General features: G+C 42.3%; 15 protein-coding genes. All 15 read left to right on the top strand.

The window, feature by feature from the left end:
* The first annotated feature begins 309 nt into the window (after positions 1-309).
* The 15 genes from DFR58_RS21795 to DFR58_RS07680 all read left to right on the top strand — a co-directional run bounded on the left by DFR58_RS21795 (position 310) and on the right by DFR58_RS07680 (position 18665).
* On the top strand, positions 310-465 hold the full coding sequence (locus tag DFR58_RS21795) for a hypothetical protein (RefSeq protein WP_170138075.1): 156 nt from the start codon (positions 310-312) through the stop codon (positions 463-465).
* Complete coding sequence (locus DFR58_RS07745; RefSeq protein ID WP_114297246.1) at positions 422-1663, top strand: ABC transporter substrate-binding protein; 1242 nt, start codon at positions 422-424, stop codon at positions 1661-1663. The genes DFR58_RS21795 and DFR58_RS07745 overlap by 44 nt, the downstream gene beginning before the upstream one ends.
* A gap of 120 nt (positions 1664-1783) precedes the next feature.
* Positions 1784-2677 (top strand): carbohydrate ABC transporter permease, encoded by an 894-nt coding sequence (locus DFR58_RS07740; protein WP_114297245.1) that lies wholly within the window; start codon positions 1784-1786, stop codon positions 2675-2677.
* 25 nt (positions 2678-2702) lie between these two features.
* Positions 2703-3542 (top strand): carbohydrate ABC transporter permease, encoded by an 840-nt coding sequence (locus DFR58_RS07735; protein ID WP_114297244.1) that lies wholly within the window; start codon positions 2703-2705, stop codon positions 3540-3542.
* A gap of 274 nt (positions 3543-3816) precedes the next feature.
* The gene (locus DFR58_RS07730; protein ID WP_114297243.1) at positions 3817-5085 is read left to right on the top strand and encodes an alpha-L-fucosidase; all 1269 of its coding nucleotides are present in this window, start codon (positions 3817-3819) and stop codon (positions 5083-5085) included.
* A gap of 495 nt (positions 5086-5580) precedes the next feature.
* Positions 5581-6399, top strand: a complete 819-nt coding sequence (locus DFR58_RS07725; protein ID WP_114297242.1) for a transketolase — start codon at positions 5581-5583, stop codon at positions 6397-6399.
* 18 nt (positions 6400-6417) lie between these two features.
* Positions 6418-7347 (top strand): transketolase family protein, encoded by a 930-nt coding sequence (locus tag DFR58_RS07720; protein WP_114297241.1) that lies wholly within the window; start codon positions 6418-6420, stop codon positions 7345-7347.
* Between the two features lie 15 nt (positions 7348-7362).
* Complete coding sequence (locus DFR58_RS07715; protein ID WP_170138074.1) at positions 7363-8412, top strand: zinc-dependent alcohol dehydrogenase; 1050 nt, start codon at positions 7363-7365, stop codon at positions 8410-8412.
* 20 nt (positions 8413-8432) lie between these two features.
* Positions 8433-9323: a 2-hydroxy-3-oxopropionate reductase gene (gene garR / locus DFR58_RS07710; RefSeq protein WP_114297239.1), complete on the top strand. Its 891-nt coding sequence runs from the start codon at positions 8433-8435 to the stop codon at positions 9321-9323.
* 196 nt (positions 9324-9519) lie between these two features.
* Positions 9520-11868, top strand: a complete 2349-nt coding sequence (locus tag DFR58_RS07705; RefSeq protein ID WP_170138073.1) for a helix-turn-helix domain-containing protein — start codon at positions 9520-9522, stop codon at positions 11866-11868.
* 162 nt (positions 11869-12030) lie between these two features.
* A complete protein-coding gene (locus tag DFR58_RS07700) occupies positions 12031-13011 on the top strand; it encodes an ABC transporter permease (RefSeq protein WP_242987460.1) in 981 nt (326 codons plus the stop codon).
* A gap of 17 nt (positions 13012-13028) precedes the next feature.
* Complete coding sequence (locus DFR58_RS07695; protein WP_242987457.1) at positions 13029-13907, top strand: carbohydrate ABC transporter permease; 879 nt, start codon at positions 13029-13031, stop codon at positions 13905-13907.
* A 121-nt stretch (positions 13908-14028) separates the two neighbouring features.
* The gene (locus tag DFR58_RS07690) at positions 14029-15633 is read left to right on the top strand and encodes an extracellular solute-binding protein (RefSeq protein ID WP_114297237.1); all 1605 of its coding nucleotides are present in this window, start codon (positions 14029-14031) and stop codon (positions 15631-15633) included.
* Between the two features lie 134 nt (positions 15634-15767).
* A complete protein-coding gene (locus DFR58_RS07685) occupies positions 15768-16649 on the top strand; it encodes a glycoside hydrolase family protein (protein WP_114297337.1) in 882 nt (293 codons plus the stop codon).
* Positions 16650-16697: 48 nt separating this feature from the next.
* Positions 16698-18665 carry a right-handed parallel beta-helix repeat-containing protein gene (locus tag DFR58_RS07680; protein ID WP_114297236.1) on the top strand — a complete coding sequence of 656 codons (1968 nt, stop codon included), beginning with the start codon at positions 16698-16700 and terminating at the stop codon, positions 18663-18665.
* Positions 18666-18910: the final 245 nt, after the last annotated feature.

Raw genomic sequence — 18910 nt, 5'->3', positions numbered from 1 at the left:
TGCTATATATGTTGATCTTTGTGACAGTATAACATAAATTGACGAATAAAAGCAATAGGATATATTTGAGTAATATAGAGATATAAAAAGCAATTTACGATATTTAAAGCCCCCCCTGAATGTATTATAATTCTATTACGTCAAGTATATCTGTGATATGTCAAGGCAAAGCTAACCATTATTTGATATGAACTGCTCTGAAATTACAAAACAAAATTCAATTTTCGTGTAAAATACCGGTCACTGAATTATTAAAGGCACAAACGCTAATGCGTGGTGTATAAAATGATTATTTGAGGAGGCATTGAAATGTCAAAAAGAAAAATGTTAGTAATGTTGCTGGCCTTTGTACTCACAGGCTCTCTTGTTCTGACATCATGCTCAGGCACAGGGAATAAGGTTGACACAGGGGGGGTCAACGGTGACCTCAGACGGTGCCAAGGAGAAAATTGTTATTCGTTTTGAGCATAACTGGACCGAAGGCTCGCCGCAATTACCCGTCTTTAAAAAGATGCTGGAGGAGTTCAAAAAAGAAAATTCTAATATTACCGTTCAGGAGGAATCTGCTCCTGATACACAGTACCATCAGAAGCTAAAGACTGAGATTTCATCCGATACTCTGGGCGACATTATAATGAACTGGGGCGGAAGCGAGGTTAAAGGCGCAGTCAAAAACAAACAATTTATGGAATTGACAGATATCGTAAACGAAGATCCGTCATACAAAAATTCTTTTGTTCCCGGAATACTCGAGGGCAACAATGTTACTTATCAAGATATTGAAGGTCTGTGGGGAATACCGATCAACATAACTCTTACCGGCTTCTATTATAATAAGAAAATTTTCCAGAGTGCCGGCTTACAGGTTCCCGAGACCTGGGACGATATGCTTAATGTAATTAACAAGCTGAAGGAAACCGGTACTATTCCATGGGCGCTGGGCGCACAGGACGGCTGGCGTGTTGAGCATGTTTATACACAGCTATTCTATAAGATTAACGGTGTTAAGTCTATTTACGATCTCGCATCCAGAAAGGTTAAGTATGCAAGCGATGTGGGTGTGGAGCCGTTTAAATATCTGGAAAAGCTGAGGGATATGGGTGCGTTCGGCAGCAATCCGGCGGCTGTATCCTTCCAGATGGAGCAGAGTGAATTTATGAGCGGCAAAGCAGCTATGAACTTTTCTCTTGCAACATATGCAAAGAAATTCACGGCGGAGGATTCACCTATTAAGGATGATGCCGGATATTTTGCCTTCCCGTATTTTTCCGACAAGGCCCAGTACAAAAATGACATATTTGCAGGCGGCGGCCTTTCGTTCAGCCTCAACTCCAAGCTTACCGGCGCCAAAAAAGACGCGGCTGTAAAGCTGCTGAAGCATATTACAGCCAGCAGCGGACAGCAGCAGTTTGAAGATGCTTCGGCACTTATCCCTACCACGGATATACAGCAAAACACCGCTACTCCTGCCGCAAAGCTTGTAAATGAATTCAGAGCAACCTTTAAGTCGGCAAAGAATTATGCCAATGACATAACCGATCCAGACAGTCTTTCCTCAATGCTGACCAAGCTCAGGGATGTTTCAACCGGGCTTATGAACAAGCAGCTTACTGCTAAACAGGCAGCACAGGAAATGGACAGCGAAATCGCGAACAACGAATAATCAAGTACAGGACTTAGAGCGGGGGACGGCTTAATAAGCCTTCTCCCGGTTGTTAAGGAATAGCGAAAATATATTTTTGTTATTCCTTGCCATTTCCTTAATGGTTTAGGAGGGATACCTTTGTTTACGTTTAAACAGAACAAGCTTATTGTTATAGCTTTTTTGATACCGGCACTGCTTTTTTATATCTCATTTATGCTTTATCCTGCCTTTTATGCAATTGTTCTTTCGTTTTTTAAATGGAGTGGAGTTGCGTCCACCGACACATACTTTAATGGACTGAATAACTATATTTTACTTTTCCGCAATCCGGTGTTCTGGCTTTCGGTAAAAAATCTTGTCTTTCTGCTCGTTGTCAGTGTTTTGACTCAATTGCCCATAGCGTTTATACTGGCTTATATGCTAAGCGGAAATATACGTTATGTAAATATATTTAAGGTTTCCTATTTTATGCCGGTTATTTTGTCTGCGACTGCTGTTTCGATGATGTGGAAGCTTATACTTGACGACAAATACGGACTTCTCAATAATTTTCTGAGAGGTGTCGGTCTTGAGTCACTTAGCAGATCGTGGCTTACCGATCCCGATATATCATTTAAGGTCATTACCCTGATTAATTCGTGGCAGCATGTGGGTTATTTCCTGATTATTCTTATTGCAGGTATCGCAACAATTTCAGAGGAGCTTTTTGAGGCTTTGAAAATTGACGGAGCAGGAATTTTTACAACCGTTTTTAAGGTGGTTATACCTCTCATAAAGGAAGTCATCGGTGTTTGTGTGGTACTCATTCTGACGCAGTGCATGAAGACCTTTGACATCATTTATGTTATGACGTCGGGAACCTTCGGGCCAAACAATGTAAATCAGGTGCCTGTCGGATTAATGTATTACAGATCGTTTATTGAAGATAATTTTGGACAGGGAAGTGCTATAGCCACCATGGTGCTTCTATTTGGTGTTTTGCTCTCATCCGTTGTTTATATAAAGGGATTCCAGCAGAAGAACACTGTTTAACTACTTACAATTGGAGGGAAAAACAATGACCAACGATATAATCAGAGTCAGGCTCGGGAAAATAATCGTCTATATTGTACTGCTGCTCTGGCTTGTTCTGACCGTTTATCCGTTGATTTTCACACTGCTTTCGTCACTGAAATCCCAGAACGATTTATTCAGCAATGTATTCGGTCTGCCAAAAAAAATAATGTTTCAGAACTATTATGATCTTTTTGTGGTTAAAAAGATACAAAACAATATACTTCACAGCCTTTTTATTTCGTGCTCCACAATAGGTATTCAAATTGTGATATGCTCGATGGCGGCCTTTGTGCTGTCGCGTTTTAAATTTAAATTCAGCAACGCCCTGCTTATATTTTTTATGGCGGGAATTCTGATACCGCAGCAGTCGGTGCTTATACCTATTACACTTATGGCAAAAACCTTTAATGGATTTAATAATTATCTTTTTATGATCATAATTTATGTGGCCTTCGGTGTGCCAAATTTTGTATTTATAACCACCGGCTTTATGAAAGGTCTGCCCCGTGAAATGGAGGAAGCGGCATTAATTGACGGTTGCTCTCTTCCGAGAATTTTTTGGCGCATCATCATGCCGCTTTCAATTCCTGCCATTGCTTCTGCGGCTATTCTGTCCTTCTTTGGGGCTTGGAATGATTTGATTCTGGCATTGATACTTTTGAAAAATGATGCGATGCAAACCATATCCTTAGGTCTTATATCGTTTACAAATGAGCAGTTTTCCAATTATACCGGGCAGTTTGCCGCTGTAATTGTCAGCATAGTGCCAACCCTTGTGCTTTATTTCATATTGCAGAAGCAGATTATGAAGGGTATGACAGCCGGTGCGGTGAAGGGATGAGGGCTTTTTCGGAATGTCTTAGAAAAATGCAGGAGGCTTAATTCTATATAGGATGCGATAAAGATTTTACAAACATAGAGGATATAATTGCTTACAGAAATTTTTAATAGCACCGAAAAGATGAATTTGGGGGAAATGTCTCTAGGGCCCGAGCATAAATTCCCTTTTCTTAGATGTATTCCTTACGGGTCAAAAAAATTTCTTCCATCAAGTTATATCCTCCATGTAAAATCTTTATCGCTACATATATATTTTAAAAGGGGATGAGATTAGTATGATTAATGCTGGCAAAAACATGGATTGGTGGCGGAAGGCCAGATTTGGAATGTTTATTCATTGGGGCCTTTATTCTCTAGCGGGGGGCTGGTGGGAAGGCAGGGAGGTTCCCTTTCCAAGTGAATGGATAATGAAGAACGGTAAAATTCCATTGAAGGATTATAAAAAACAGGCGGGACTTTTTAATCCGATAAAGTTTGATGCGCGCGAATGGGTAAAGATTGCAAAACAGACGGGGATGAAATACATTGTTGTAACGGCGAAGCATCATGACGGCTTTGCAATGTACCATACAAAGGTATCTCCATACAATATTGCCGACGCAACGCCGTTCGGCCGTGATCCCATAAGGGAATTAGCGGAGGCCTGCCGGGCGGAAGGTGTTGTATTCTGTATCTACTATTCACAGATGCAGGACTGGGAACACCCTGACGGGGCAGGCAACACATGGGATTTCCCCGATGAGGACAAAAAGGATTTTGGAAGATATATAGAGGAAAGGGTAAAGCCGCAGCTTCATGAGCTGCTTACAAATTACGGCCCTGTGGGCATCATGTGGTTTGACACTCCATATGAGATGCCGAAAAAGTATTGTGAGGAAATTGCGGATTTTGTACGCGGTATTCAGCCCCAATGCCTTATTAACAGCAGGATAGGCTACGGTCTTGGCGACTACCGCTCTATGGGAGACAACAGCATACCCGTTGCATCTTATCCTCATGACTGGGAGACACCAATGACGCTTAATGACAGCTGGGGCTTCAAGGAGGGAGATGACAACTGGAAATTACCCGAAACACTTCTGAGAATGCTTGTTGATATAAATGGAAATGGAGGCAACTTCCTTCTCAATGTGGGACCTGACGCGCTCGGTGTAATTCCTGACAGGTGCGTGAAAATATTAAAAACGCTGGGTGACTGGCTGAAGGTGAACGGAGAATCCATCTATGAAACCACACCGGCGCCGGATTTCCCTTATGTGCTTAACTGGGGCGGCTTCACAGCCAGAGAAAACCGGCTGTACATGCATGTTTTCCAATGGCCTGAAAGCCCTTATGAGATTTTAGTCTACACCTTTAAAACCAAAGTTAAAAACGCGTATTTCCTCAGCGATAAATCAAAAACACCAATTAAGGTGCTGCAGACTTATGAGAGCGGCAGGGATGAATACCGCATGAGAGTACTGCTGCCGGAAAAACCGATTGACAGCCTTGATACCGTCATAGTGCTGGAGCTTGAGGGAAAGCCTGAGATTTATCACAATTAGCGTAAGAAACAGCAAGCAAGATATTTCCTCCTTATTTATAAAAAATTTTTTTCAGGAGGATGAAAAATAATATCCTCCAGAATAATTTCTACTCTAACTATAGAAGCATGTATACATGTAGAAGGCGCTTGTGATTTTAGTTAGCTTAAATTATATCCCGGTCACGCATTCCGGGGAAATTATTCTTCCGGAAATTATTTTACATCCTTTTTAGATAGTTTGTATCCTAATTTATATAGCGTAAGAAACAATAAGCAAGATATTTCCGCCTTATTTATAAAAAATTTTTTTTAAGATTGAAGAAATTTAAAAAGCAGTGTATAATAATTATAGGCAGATGTACTACATCATACATTACAAGGAATATAGTTGGAATAAATTTGGTTATCGACAGATTGCAAAAGAAGGTTTAGCACATTTAAAGATGTAATACATCATACAATAACTATTGATACTCAATCTGTACAAATTTAAAATGAGAAAGGGTTTAATTTTATGAATTCAGTTGTTAATGACTTGGAAAAGAGGGCAAAGGAAATCCGGCTAAACATAGTTAAAATGATCGGGCCGGGAAAAACCGGACACTTTGGAGGGTCATGCTCTGCTGCCGACATTGTTACAGCATTATACTTCTGGAAAATGAGGCACGATCCAAAGAATCCTAAGTGGAGTGAAAGGGACAGGCTGATACTCAGCAAGGGACACGCTGCCATAGTGCAATATGCGGCACTTGCAATGTGCGGGTACTTCCCGGAGGAAGAGCTTTACGGCCTTAAAAAGCTGGGATCGATGCTTCAGGGACATCCCGATCTCAGGAAAATTGCAGGAATAGAAGCCAATACTGGCTCCTTAGGGCAGGGACTTTCCATATCCTGCGGTATAGCTGCCGGCGCGAAAATAGACGGTATGGGGTATAAGGTTTATTGCATTGTGGGTGACGGTGAGCTGGCGGAGGGCCAAATATGGGAGGCGGCAATGGCAGCGGCGCATTACCGGCTGGATAACCTTACGGGTATTATAGACTGCAATAAGCTTCAGGCAACTGGAGCCATAAAGGAGCGCTTCGATACTTTTCCCATGAAAGAGAAATGGGAGGCTTTCGGCTGGAACACTATTGAGATTGATGGGCATGACATGGAGCAGATTATGGATGGCTTAAGCTGCGCCGACAAGGTTAAGGGCAAGCCTACAATGATTATTGCCCATACAGTTAAGGGAAAGGGAATAGAGATCGCGGAGAACAATGCCGCCTTTCATAACGGGATGCTGACCAAGGAACAATACGAGCTGGCCTGCGGGGCCTTAATGGACTAAGAACAGGAGAGAATAAAAATGAGAATGCAAAATCAAAGGCAGGTATATGGGCAAGAACTTGTAGAGCTTGGAAGGGAAAATGAGAGGATTGTAGTGCTGGAGGCAGATTTGGGCAAATCCACCATGAGCTGCATGTTTCAGCAGGAGTTCCCCGAAAGGTATTTTGAAATGGGCATTGCCGAAGCCAATATGGTTTCGTTTGCGGCAGGGCTTTCATTAACAGGTAAAATCGCTTTTGTAAACTCATTTGCTGTTTTTGCCGCAGGGCGCCCTTATGATCAAATCCGTCAGGGGGTATGCATCGGAAGGCTTAATGTAAAAATCATAGGCTCAAGTGCAGGGCTTTCGGATTTTGGAGACGGAGCAACCCATCAAGCGGTTGAGGATATTGCCATCATGAGAGCAATACCCAATTTAACGGTAATTGCTCCCTGTGACGGAGTGGAGGCCAAAAAGGCAATCAGGGCAGTTGCGGAGCTTGACGGTCCTGCATATGTGAGAATCAGCAGAAACGATATGCAGGATATTTTTCCTGAGGAACAGGATTTTGAAATAGGCAAGCCATATGTTGTGAAGGAAGGAAGGGACGTTGCGGTTTTTGCTGCGGGGGTCATGGTTTCAATGGCTTTGAAGGCTGCCGAGCAGCTTGAAGCAGAGGGAATATCGGTAAGGGTTGTAAATGTAAGCACTCTAAAGCCATTTAACGACAAGGCGGTTGTTGAGCTGTCGAGGGGAATGAAAGGAGTGGTTACAGCGGAGGAGCATTCATATATAGGCGGGCTTGCAAGTGCGGCAGCATATGCTCTGCGCGGGAGCTCCATTCCAATGGAGGCTGTCGCAATAAATGATGTGTTCGGACAGTCGGCCCACAGTGCCGATGAGCTGATGATCCACTATGGCTTAACTGATAAAGACATTGTAAATAAAATAAAAAGTATATTAAAGTAACAGGAGATGCTTGGTATGGAAACAATGAAGGCTGTAGTAAAATTTGATAATGTTGCAGGCGCCACTGAAATAAGGGAGGTTCCGGTGCCGGACATAGGAGACGAAGATGTGCTGGTAAGGGTTGAATATATCGGCGTTTGCGGTACCGACCCCCATATGCATAAAAATCTTGTGTCTTTTAAAATGAATGTTCCTTTGATTTTTGGGCATGAATTTGCAGGTGTTGTAGAAAAGGCAGGCAGCAAGGTACGAGGCTACAAAGAGGGGGATAGGGTAACGGCGGAGACACATGCCGATTACTGTGGAGAGTGTGAGCTTTGCCGCACGAACCGCTACCACCTTTGCAGAGAAAGGAAGGGCTTCGGCTTTCACACAGACGGGGCTTTTGCCAAATATGTAAAGGTTCCCGCCAGAATACTTCACAGGGTGCCCGATAATATTTCGCTTAAAGAGGCATCCCTGACAGAGCCTCTTTGCGTTGCGTATAAATCGGTTGTCTGCAACAGCAGCGTAAACCCCGGAGATACAGTTGTTGTAATAGGCCCCGGGCCTATTGGAATGCTTTGCGTAAAGATGGCCCAGTTATGCGGAGCCAGTGAAATAATTGTTATAGGCACAGAAGGGGACGAGGAGCGTCTTAAAATGGCTCTCTCATATGGAGCGACGATGTCTGTAAACAGCAGCCGGGAGGATGCCGCACAAATAATAAAGTCAATGGGCGATGGCTATGGCGCTGATCTGGTGATCGACACCGCGGGGGTATCTCCCACTCTTGCGCTGTCTCTGGAGGCGGTGCGCCCCGGAGGGCAAATTACTAAAATAGGATGGGGGCCTAAGCCTGTGGGCTTTACTCTGGACACAATCATATCCAAGTCTGTGACGCTCAAAGGACATTTCTCCCATACCTGGGATGTATGGGAGAAATGCTTGGTGCTTCTTTCAAAGCAGCAGGTCGATTTAAAGCCATTAATTACTCATGAGCTGCCTATAGACCAGTGGGAAAAGAGCTTTGAGCTGATAGAATCCAAAGAAGCAATGAAGGTTGTTTTAACACCGATAGATTAATATGAATGGAGGAGACTATAGTGAACAAAAAAATAGGCTTTATAGGATTGGGAATTATGGGTAAGCCCATGTCCAAGAATTTGTTGAAGGCGGGATATTCTCTGGTTGTGTATGACATAAACACCGACGCAATGAACGAAATTTCCGCTCTGGGTGCTGAAAAAGCAGAATCACCCAGAGATGTGGCTGAAAAAAGTGAGATTATTATTACAATGCTTCCCAATTCACCCCATGTAAAGCGGGCGGTACTGGGGCCGGACGGTGTGATTTACGGAGCAAAGACGGGCTCGGTTTTAGTTGATATGAGCTCCATTGCCCCTCTGGTTTCAAAGGAAATATGTGAGGCTGTTAAAGAAAAAGGGGTCATTATGCTGGATGCGCCTGTGAGCGGCGGGGAGCCCAAGGCTATTGACGGAACCTTGTCTATAATGGTGGGAGGAGACGAAGAAGCGTTCGGACGGGTGGAGGAAATCTTAAAGACCATGGGGTCATCGGTGGTTTTAGTGGGAGAAATAGGAAGTGGAAACGTTACAAAGCTTGCCAATCAAATCATTGTGGCACTGAATATTTCAGCCATGTCCGAAGCAATGGTTCTTGCCACCAAGTCGGGGGTTGACCCTGAAAAGGTGTATAAGGCTATAAGGGGTGGATTAGCGGGGAGTACGGTGTTAGATGCCAAGGCACCGATGGTGCTTGACAGAAACTTTAAGCCCGGCTTCAGAATTGATCTTCATATTAAGGATCTGGCAAATGCCCTTGATACCGCGCACGAAGTGGGTGCGCCCATACCGTTGACGAGTCAGGTTATGGAAATAATGCAGGCGTTGAAGGTTGACGGAAAAGAAAAGCAGGATCACAGCGGTATTGTACAATACTATGAAAAGCTGGCGAAGGTAGAGGTTAAAAAATAGACGGAAGGAAGCAGCATTTGGAGAAAAAGCAGACCCTTGATTGTAAAGACATAACAGGGGCCTGCTTTTTTTGCTATAGCATGTTAACTTTAAACAGCTCGTCTGACTATGTGGTGTACAGATAAAACTTCTGATGTTATAATAAATCATGTGTAACAAGTCGCATACAAATAATCCAGTCTTGTGGGAGGTTCTTATGAAGCTTTTACCACAGAGTTTTACCAGCTTTAAAATGAACAGCATTTTTATACGAATATTTTTTTCCATTACAGGACTTGTACTGGCATCTGTATTCATCGTATCCAACATTTCCTATCGGAACTCTACAGATATGATGATTAACGAGGTTAAGGGCAACAATATGCTGCTTCTTAAACAAATTCAGGAGAGCATTGACAGAGAGGTTAATTTTATTAAAAGCAGTGCGATGCAGGCATCTTTAGATCACCGGCTTATCAAGGCTCTTTATATTTCCCATGACGACTCTTACTACGAGGCAGAGCTGTATCGGGACATTATAACGTACTTAAATTCAATTAAAGTAAATAATGATTATATAACAAATTTATGGGTTTATTTTAACAAAGCGGACATAGTTTTGGGGAGTGAAGGAAAGTATGATTCTCAGCTGTTTTTCAGCAAGGTCTGCAAATACAACTCAAATATTAACTGGGAAGAAGTATTCCATGAGTACTCGCCCTTTCATTCTGCCGGAAGACAGGAGGTAGAATACGATTTCACCAAAATGCCGGTGGTTATGTTTACAAAGTCATTGCCGGTTAATGAGTTCAGACCAAAGGGCACCTTAGTTGTGAATCTGGACGAGCAGTTTTTCTATAAGGTGATGGAAGGAAATAAGGAAGGAAAGGTAATCATCAACTATATTATCGACTCTGATAAAAATATTATATTTACAAATGACAAGCTCTATCAGGAGAACAAGGAGCAGGAGCTTGCCAGATCGGTATTGTACAATACGCAGGAAATAATGGACTCCGATGAGGGAACACTTGATACAAAATTTGACGGGAAGCCTTTCACTGTCCAGTACATAAAGTCAGGATCAAATGACTGGACATATATTTCCATTACCCCCACAGGTTATATTTCACGGAGGGTAAACGGTATACGTGATGTAACGCTATTTGTTGCTATAATGAGCATGATTTTCAGCGTTGTTCTCACATACCTGCTGGTAAAACGCCTGTACAGTCCAATAAACGATATTTTAAACTATATAAGCATTGTAAACAACAAAAAGCTGGACAAGCAGAAAGCAGAGAGCAAGGATGAGCTGAAGTTTATCAACAGGATTATAAGCTATGTGTACAATGAGAATGAAAGCTTGAGAGATTCCTTTAATAAAAGCCACCCTATACTTAGAGAGAAGCTTTTAAATGACATAACCGGCGGAAGGGTTACACAGGAACGCTACAGAGAAATTGGAAGCGATATGGGGATTGATATGCCCTTTCCTCTCTTTCAGATTATTGTGTTTGAAATAGACGAATATGGATCAGAGGTGTTAAAAAGGCACAGAAAAATGAATTTGAGCTTTGTCGCCAAAATAGATGAAATTGCAGGGGAAGCACTGAATGAAAACGCCAGATGCTACTCTGTACAAAAGGATGAGAGTAATTTAGTTTCCATAATAAATGCAAATGAAATGTTTTACGAAGCTAAAGGAATAAATGAATATTTGAATAAGGTCAGGGATTATTTCGTATGCCAGCATGACCTTACTTTTACCATTGGAGTAGGGCGGCCTTACAGCAGTATGGAGGAATGCTCAATGTCCTTTACTGAAGCTCTGTATTCTCTTAAATACAAAATAGTAAAGGGTCAAAACACGGTGATTTATATTGATGAAGTAAAGGAAATTGCGGGAAGTATTTTTGAATATCCCATGGAAAAGGAGAAGAAGCTGGTAACTATCTTAAAATCCGGCGACATTGCGTCTGCAAATGAAATTCTTCTACAGATTTTTACCGACAACTTAAGCAAGAGAAGCATGGCTCCTGAGATGATAAATAATTTGTTCAATGCTCTGGTGGGTACTGCAATCAGGTCTATTTATGAAATGCAGTCCAGTATTATAAAAATATTTGGAGAAGGAATTGATATTTACGCTGAAATGTCAGCTAAAAGCTTGGTGGAGGAAAAAAAGAGCTATGTCTATTTTATATTCAAGTGCATTGCCTCATATGCCGGTGATCGGAAACGCTGTCAGAATACAAAGGTATATGAAAAGGTAAAAGCGTTTGTTGCAGAAAATTATAATGGAGAGCTTTCGCTAGAAAGGGTGGCGGAGGTTGTGCAGTTGTCTCCATCCTATTTAAGCTTTATATTTAAAGAAATCTCGGGAACGAACTTTGTGGATTTTATTAATGAATACAGGCTGGAAAAGGCTAAGGATCTGCTGAAGTCTTCATCAATGACGGTAGCTCAGGTAGCCGAAGCTGTAGGATACATTAATGCCAACAGCTTCAGCAAGACCTTTAAAAGGTATATTGGAGTATCACCGGGCCAATTCAGGGAAATGTAGCATCAGCAGTGTTTTTTAAGGCAGATGATCATAAAATAATGCACATGAAATCGATAAATTAAACCCATAATCAATAAATTAGACGCTGTACGAAGGTGTGCTTTTGCAAGTAAAATGAAGCTATAGTGAACCACAAGAACAAATCTGAATGGGGGATGAATCTTGCAAAACACACCTGCTTCTACTACACCAAAAGTAAAGCTGAATAAAGCGCCGGGTAAAAATCCGAATAAAAAATCAAGGAAATGGAAGTCATTGAAATATAGCTACCCCTTGTTATTAATGTTTTTCCCGGTATTTGTCTATTACCTTGTTTTTCGCTACATTCCATTAATAGGAGCATTTATTATATCTATAAAGAAATATCAGCCCGCGCTGGGACTAATAGGCAGCAAATGGGTTGGATTTGAGTATTTTCAGCAGTTTTTAAATTCTGTTTTCTTCTGGAGATTAATAAGGAATACTCTGGCTATTAACTTTTTTCAATTGTTATTAGGATTTACGGCTCCCATTATTCTCGCTCTGCTGCTTAATGAATTAGGATCTTCTAAATTTAAAAGATTGGTGCAGTCGGTAACCTACCTGCCAAACTTTATATCAAGCGTAGTTGTGGTGGGCATTGTAGTTGTTTTCCTGTCTCCCACCACAGGCCTTGTGAACAGTGTTATATCGAGACTGGGAATGGAAAAGGTTAATTTTTTGACAGAGCCTTCATACTTTTGGCTGATATATACTTTTATGGTAATATGGCAAACAACAGGATATAATGCGATTATATATCTTGCTTCACTTACAGGAATAAGCCCTGAATTATATGAAGCTTCCAATATAGACGGAGCCGGAAGGTGGAAGCAGCTATGGCATATTACGCTTCCGGGAATTTCACCAACCATAGTCATATTGCTTCTCATACGGCTGGGAAATCTTCTGGAGGTAGGATACGAGTCTATAATCCTGCTGTATAATCCAAGCGTATATTCAACTGCTGATGTCATCAGCACGTATGTTTATCGGCGCGGCATACTCAACGGAGATTATAGCTTTGCTTCTGCTGTTGGCTTTTTCCAGTCTGTAATAGCGTTGATACTAATTATTGCGGCGAACAAGCTTGCCAAAAAATATACCGATACGAGTTTATGGTGATGGGAGGGTTTATTTTAGTGAAAACTATAAAGGAAAAAAAAAGCAGGATATTATTTCAATGTATTAACTACACTATACTCATTGTTTGCATGATTGTTGCTTTGTATCCCGTGTTGTATGTATTGGCGGCATCATTGAGCAGCTACGCATTTCTGGCGCAGGGCAAGGTTGGAATTATTCCTATGGGCTTTAATTTGGAAGCCTATAAAAGGGTTCTCGCATATCCTATGATTGGCAGATCCTATATGAACACAATTTTTTACACTGCTTCAGGAACACTTATAAGTCTTTTAATGAGCATTCTCGGGGCATATCCCTTGTCCAGAAGGTACTTCCCCGGGAAGAATTTCCTTACAAAGCTTGTTGTAATAGCCATGCTATTTAGTGCGGGAATGATACCGACATTTCTTGTTGTACGGGAACTGGGCATGTACAATACTGTATGGGCCATATTGCTGCCTACAGCGGTATCATCCTTTAATCTGATAATTCTCAAAACCTTTTTTGAGCAAATACCCTATGAAATGGAGGAATCGGCAGCCCTAGACGGGTGCAACCACCTGCAGACGCTTTTTATAATCATTCTCCCGCTTGCGATACCGGGGTTGGTCACTGTCGGGCTGTTTTATGCAGTATACCAATGGAACAGCTACTTTCCTGCCATGATTTATCTTCGCGACCGGGAATTGGTTCCTATCCAGATTGTTTTGAGGGATATTGTTATTCAGAATCAAACTACTGATTTGGCGGTTGATCTGGTAAATGGAGCGGATCAGGTCAGTGAATCCATTAAGTATGCCACTATTATGGTTGCCACTATTCCCATTATGCTTGTCTACCCGTTTGTGCAGAAATACTTTATTAAGGGTGTTATGATAGGCTCTGTGAAAGGGTAGGCAGAAAAATAGCTGTGCTTTTTATGAATTAAATTTCCGGTTAAATACCGGATATATAGAAATACTCATAACATTAACGCCAATGCGTTATGTATGAGATTATAACAGGAGGAGGATCTTTATGATCAGGGTAAAATGGAAAGGTGCGGTATCAGCAGTTGTATCAGCGGCATTGGTTATATCTGTGCTGTCAGGATGCGGACAAAAAAATGAGGGGGCTCAGTCTTCCACGCCTTCAGACCAGACTCAACAAACAGCGGTGTCGAACGGAATAACTGAAAAACCAATTAAAATTAGCATGTTCCTCCAGGATTCGGCTGATCAGGCAATCAGTCCGGATTTGCCAATCATCAAGGAAATCACTCAAAAGACTAATGTATCGTTTGATTTTATACCAGGGCCTAATACGGAAGACCAGTTCCGTGAGAAATTTAATGTGACAATCGCTTCAGGCAGTATACCGGATGTTGTTGTAAGCCCTTACAGGGATGACATGTTTAAGGTGGCAGAGCAGGGCATATTTGAGCCGCTGGATCGGCATGTAGAAAAAAGTGCTCCCAACCTTAAGGCGATACTTGATAGTGATCCAAACATTATTAAGAGCTTAAGGTCTACTGACGGCCAAAATTATTTCCTTCCTTTTCTCGGAGCAGTAAGAACCTTTAAGGTGTGGATGGTTCGTGAGGACTGGCTGCAGAAGCTCAATCTCCAGAAGCCTGAGACTCTGGATGACTGGTATAATATGCTAAAGGCATTTAAGGAGCAAGATCCCAATGGAAACGGAAAGCCTGACGAGATACCTTATACCACAAGAAATACAAAGGCAGGTGTCCTGGCGTTTATGGAGGCCTATGGGATTAGTGGCTTTGAGGCAAATGAGCAATTTTTTATAGAAGACAATACGGTCAAGTATGCGTATACCGACCCCAGATGCAAGGAGGCTCTTACCTATATAAGAAAGCTTTATGCCGAAGGCTTGATTGATCCTGAATATGCGACAAACGACACAAAGGTATGGCTGTCAAGAATAACTAATGAGGTGTCAGGAGCATGTCAGGACACCTGTGCACGTGCATATTCACTGGGAACTCAGATAAAGGCGGCAAATCCCGCTTCCAGCGCAAGCATGGTTGTGGTTCCGCCACCGAAGGGACCTACGGGCACACAGATGACTACCAGCCAAATGCAGCCTGTAAGGGGATTTACCGCAATAAGTGTTAAATCCAAATATAAAGAAGAAATCGTTAAGCTTTTTGACTATTTTTATGGTGAGGAAGGAAGCCTGATGATGAATTTTGGAATTGAGGGACAGACCTATGACATGGTAAGCGGAAAGCCTCAATATACTGATGCCATAATGAAGGATCCGCAAGGGAGATCAATACTGTCAATGCTTAATGTTTACGGGCACAGGGAGTGGGCCTATAAGCAGGATATAGGCTATGAAGATGCTTTGATGGATGACAAATATGTCAAGTACAGAAATGATATGGAGCAATATATAAGGCCTACTATTCCCGCGCTTTCCTTCACGGAAGAGGAGAGGGATATTATAAACAGCAAATATACTGAAATACAGACATATAAGGATGAGATGATAGACAAATTCATAATGGGTAAGGAGCCCTTAGAAAAATTTGATGAGTTTGTAAGCAAGATCAAGTCTATGGGAATTGAGGATGTTTTAAAGGTAGAGCAGGCTGCTTATGACCGCTATAACAAATAAAAAGGTGCTATAAAGCAGGAAGTACCTGGTTAAGGGCACAGGATTCAATCTCTTGTGCTCTTAACCACAGTACGTCAATCGGATCAGCACAGAAAAGGCTGGAACTATATTTTAAGAGATGAGGTATGAATACAATGCTTAATTTAAATAGATTAAAAAATCCAATATGGACAAGATCGGATAATCTTCGCGATCCTTCGGTATTTAAAACAAAAGAAGGCTATCATCTGTTCTATTCACGGTTTTCAAATAAAGATTGGAGCAAGCCTGAAAACTGGTCCATAGGACATGTTTTTACAAAGGACTTTATAATCTTCGACAAGGACAGGGACATTTCGCCGAAGGGCTTTGCTTCTCCGGGAGATGTAATATTATGGGGAGGAAGGTACATTATTCCGTATCAGGCATATCCCGAAAGGCCGACAAAGCTATGCTTCAGCCAATCCCAGGATCTGATTTTGTGGTCGGAGCCTGAATTTTTTATGGAAGAAGCATTGGAGCTTCCGTGGAATCAGGCTCAAAGAACGATAGACCCTACCTTTGTTGTGGATGGGGATACTCTGCACTGCTATTTTGTGGGGACTGATTTAATAAATTATTCCGGGCATACAAACCTTATAGGCCATGCTGTGACAAAGGATACCGACTTGCGAAAATGGGATATCCTTTCGACAGATAAGCCGCTGATCGGTGTTGGAAAGGATGCTCCCGATGGAGTTGAAAATGTTGTGGTTATAAATCGGGACAACCAATGGACTATGATATACAGTGAAGGATTAAAGAATCAGCACCTTGCGTATGCCGTATCGGATGATTTATATACATGGGAGCTCAAGGGAAGGTTAGAAATAGAAGCGCAAAATTGGATTGCAACAAGATATGGGGCTCCATTTATCTGGAAGGAGGATGATATGTGGCTTATGATCCTGATGGGTGAGGATGCTGAAAATAATACCGCCTTCGGCCTTTTAAGCTCAACCGATGGTTTGAAGTGGAATATGCTGCAGGATAAATGAATTTGAAGCGGTACTAAACAAAGGATATTTTACAAGGAGGATATTATTGTGGGAAATCATTTTCACGTTTCAACCGTCGGGTGCGACAGTTGGGCAGGTTCTCTGACAAGGCCCTTTAGGACCATCCAGAGGGCCGCGGATCTTGCTAAGGCGGGAGATACTGTAACTGTCCATGAGGGTATTTACCGCGAATACGTAAATCCCAAAAATGGAGGAGAAGGCGATGATAAAAGGATTACTTATAAAGCGGCGCCCGGAGAGAAGGTTATAATCTCAGGAGGAGAGGAGGTTGCCGGATGGATAAAGGAAAATGGCAATGTTTATAAGACTGTAATCCCCAACTCCTTCTTCGGTGATTTTAATCCATATAAAGAAATTGTCTGGGGCGACTGGTTTATAAATCAGGATAGAGTTTTCCACCTGGGAGAGGTATATATAAATGGGAAATCAATGTTTGAAGCAGCAACTCTTGACGCAGTCATGAACCCGGTGCCCTTTAATGAGGCCAGAGAACCTGAATGGTCGTTGCATTGCTGGTATTGTGAAGTAGATGATGAAAATACCGTTATTTATGCAAATTTCGGGCAATTTGACCCTTCCGGGAATACAATCGAAATCACTGCACGCAGGTTTTGCTTCTGGCCCGAAAAAACGGGCATTAACTATATTACCGTCAGCGGCTTTCATTTGACAATGGCAGCTCCCAACTGGGCGCCTCCCACCGCATTGCAGGAAGGCTTGATAGGCCCGCACTGGAGTAAGGGCTGGATCATTGAAAACAATGAAATCAGCAATGCCAAGAATTCGGGTATAAGCCTCGGAAAAGAAATTACCACCGGGCATAATGAATGGACAACTATAGCAACAAAGCAGGGGACACAGCGAGAAAGGGATGTTATTTTCAATGCAATACGTATAGGATGGAGCAAGGAAAATATAGGTTCCCATATTGTACGGGGCAATGTAATACATGACTGTGAGCAAACGGGTATATGCGGGCATTTGGGAGAGGTGTTCAGCGAAATATACGATAATTACATTTACAATATTCATCATAAGAGGATGTTTAATGGGGCGGAGGTAGCGGGAATCAAGCTCCATGCTTCTTTAGACTGCCAGATTCGCGGCAACCACATTCATAACTGCGACCGCGGACTGTGGATGGACTGGCAGGCTCAGGGCACGCGTATTTCTGGGAATTTGCTGTATGATAACGATACAGAGGACCTTTTTGTGGAGGTAAGCCACGGCCCGTATCTGGTTGATAATAACATTATGCTTTCCATGAAGAATATACGGGATATGTCTCAGGGCGGCGCGTATGTTAATAACCTGTTTGGAGGCTTTATAAGCTGGGCCAGAGTTACCAACCGATTTACACCATACCACTATGCGCATGAAACCGGTGTTCATGGTCTGATGACAATTCTTGGAGGCGACAACAGGTATTATAACAATATCTTTACAGGAACGCTGCCTGAGAATGAAGAAAGGGAAACGAAAATAGATGTTGACTGCTGGCTTCATACAGAGGTGAAGCTTCAGGAGGACGGAAGCGTCCTCAAGGGGCTTGCACTCTATGACGAATGCCCTTCGGGGGATGAAGACTGGAGCAGGGATCTGTTCTCGGTAGACTCCTTTGCAAATGTGCGCCTTCCTATGTACTGCGGTTCCAATATTTACTTCCACGATGCAAAGCCGTTCAGAAAAGAGGCCGGTTCGGTGGAATATCCTGATATGAGGCCACAGATAAAGCTTGTGAATGAAGCTGACGGCATCTATTTGTCATTTGATTTTGGTGACAAGCTGGGAGAGGTTCACACTGCAACCGTTACGACAGGCTTTTTAGGAATTGCCTTTGAGCCTGAGCTGCCTTTTGAAAATCCTGACGGGACACCTTTGTGCGTTGAAAATGATTTCTACGGAAATTTGCGCCCGGCAGGAGGGATTACAGCAGGGCCTTTTGAGGGAATTACAGGTGGACTTCAAAAAATTAAAGTGGCGGAATATAAATAAAATGCAGGCGGATTAAGAATCAATTCTGCCTCTTATATTTTTTCTTGACACTGATAAAAAATTAAGATATCATCATATAATAAATATCAGGCATCTATAAATCATAATATATAAAAAGCGATGAGTAAGAGGAGTAGGCAGTAATGGCCAACAGAGAGGGAGATCCACCGGGTGTAAGTTCTCCCAGGAAACAGGCTGTCGAAGGTAGCTTATGAGCTCTGCGGCTGAAATGCTCTGGGATTGTG

The organism is Anaerobacterium chartisolvens (assembly GCF_003337415.1).
In the GTDB taxonomy this organism is placed as follows: domain Bacteria; phylum Bacillota; class Clostridia; order Acetivibrionales; family DSM-27016; genus Anaerobacterium; species Anaerobacterium chartisolvens.
Note: the sequence above shows the minus strand (reverse complement) of the source record. Positions and strands in the feature narration are given on the sequence as shown.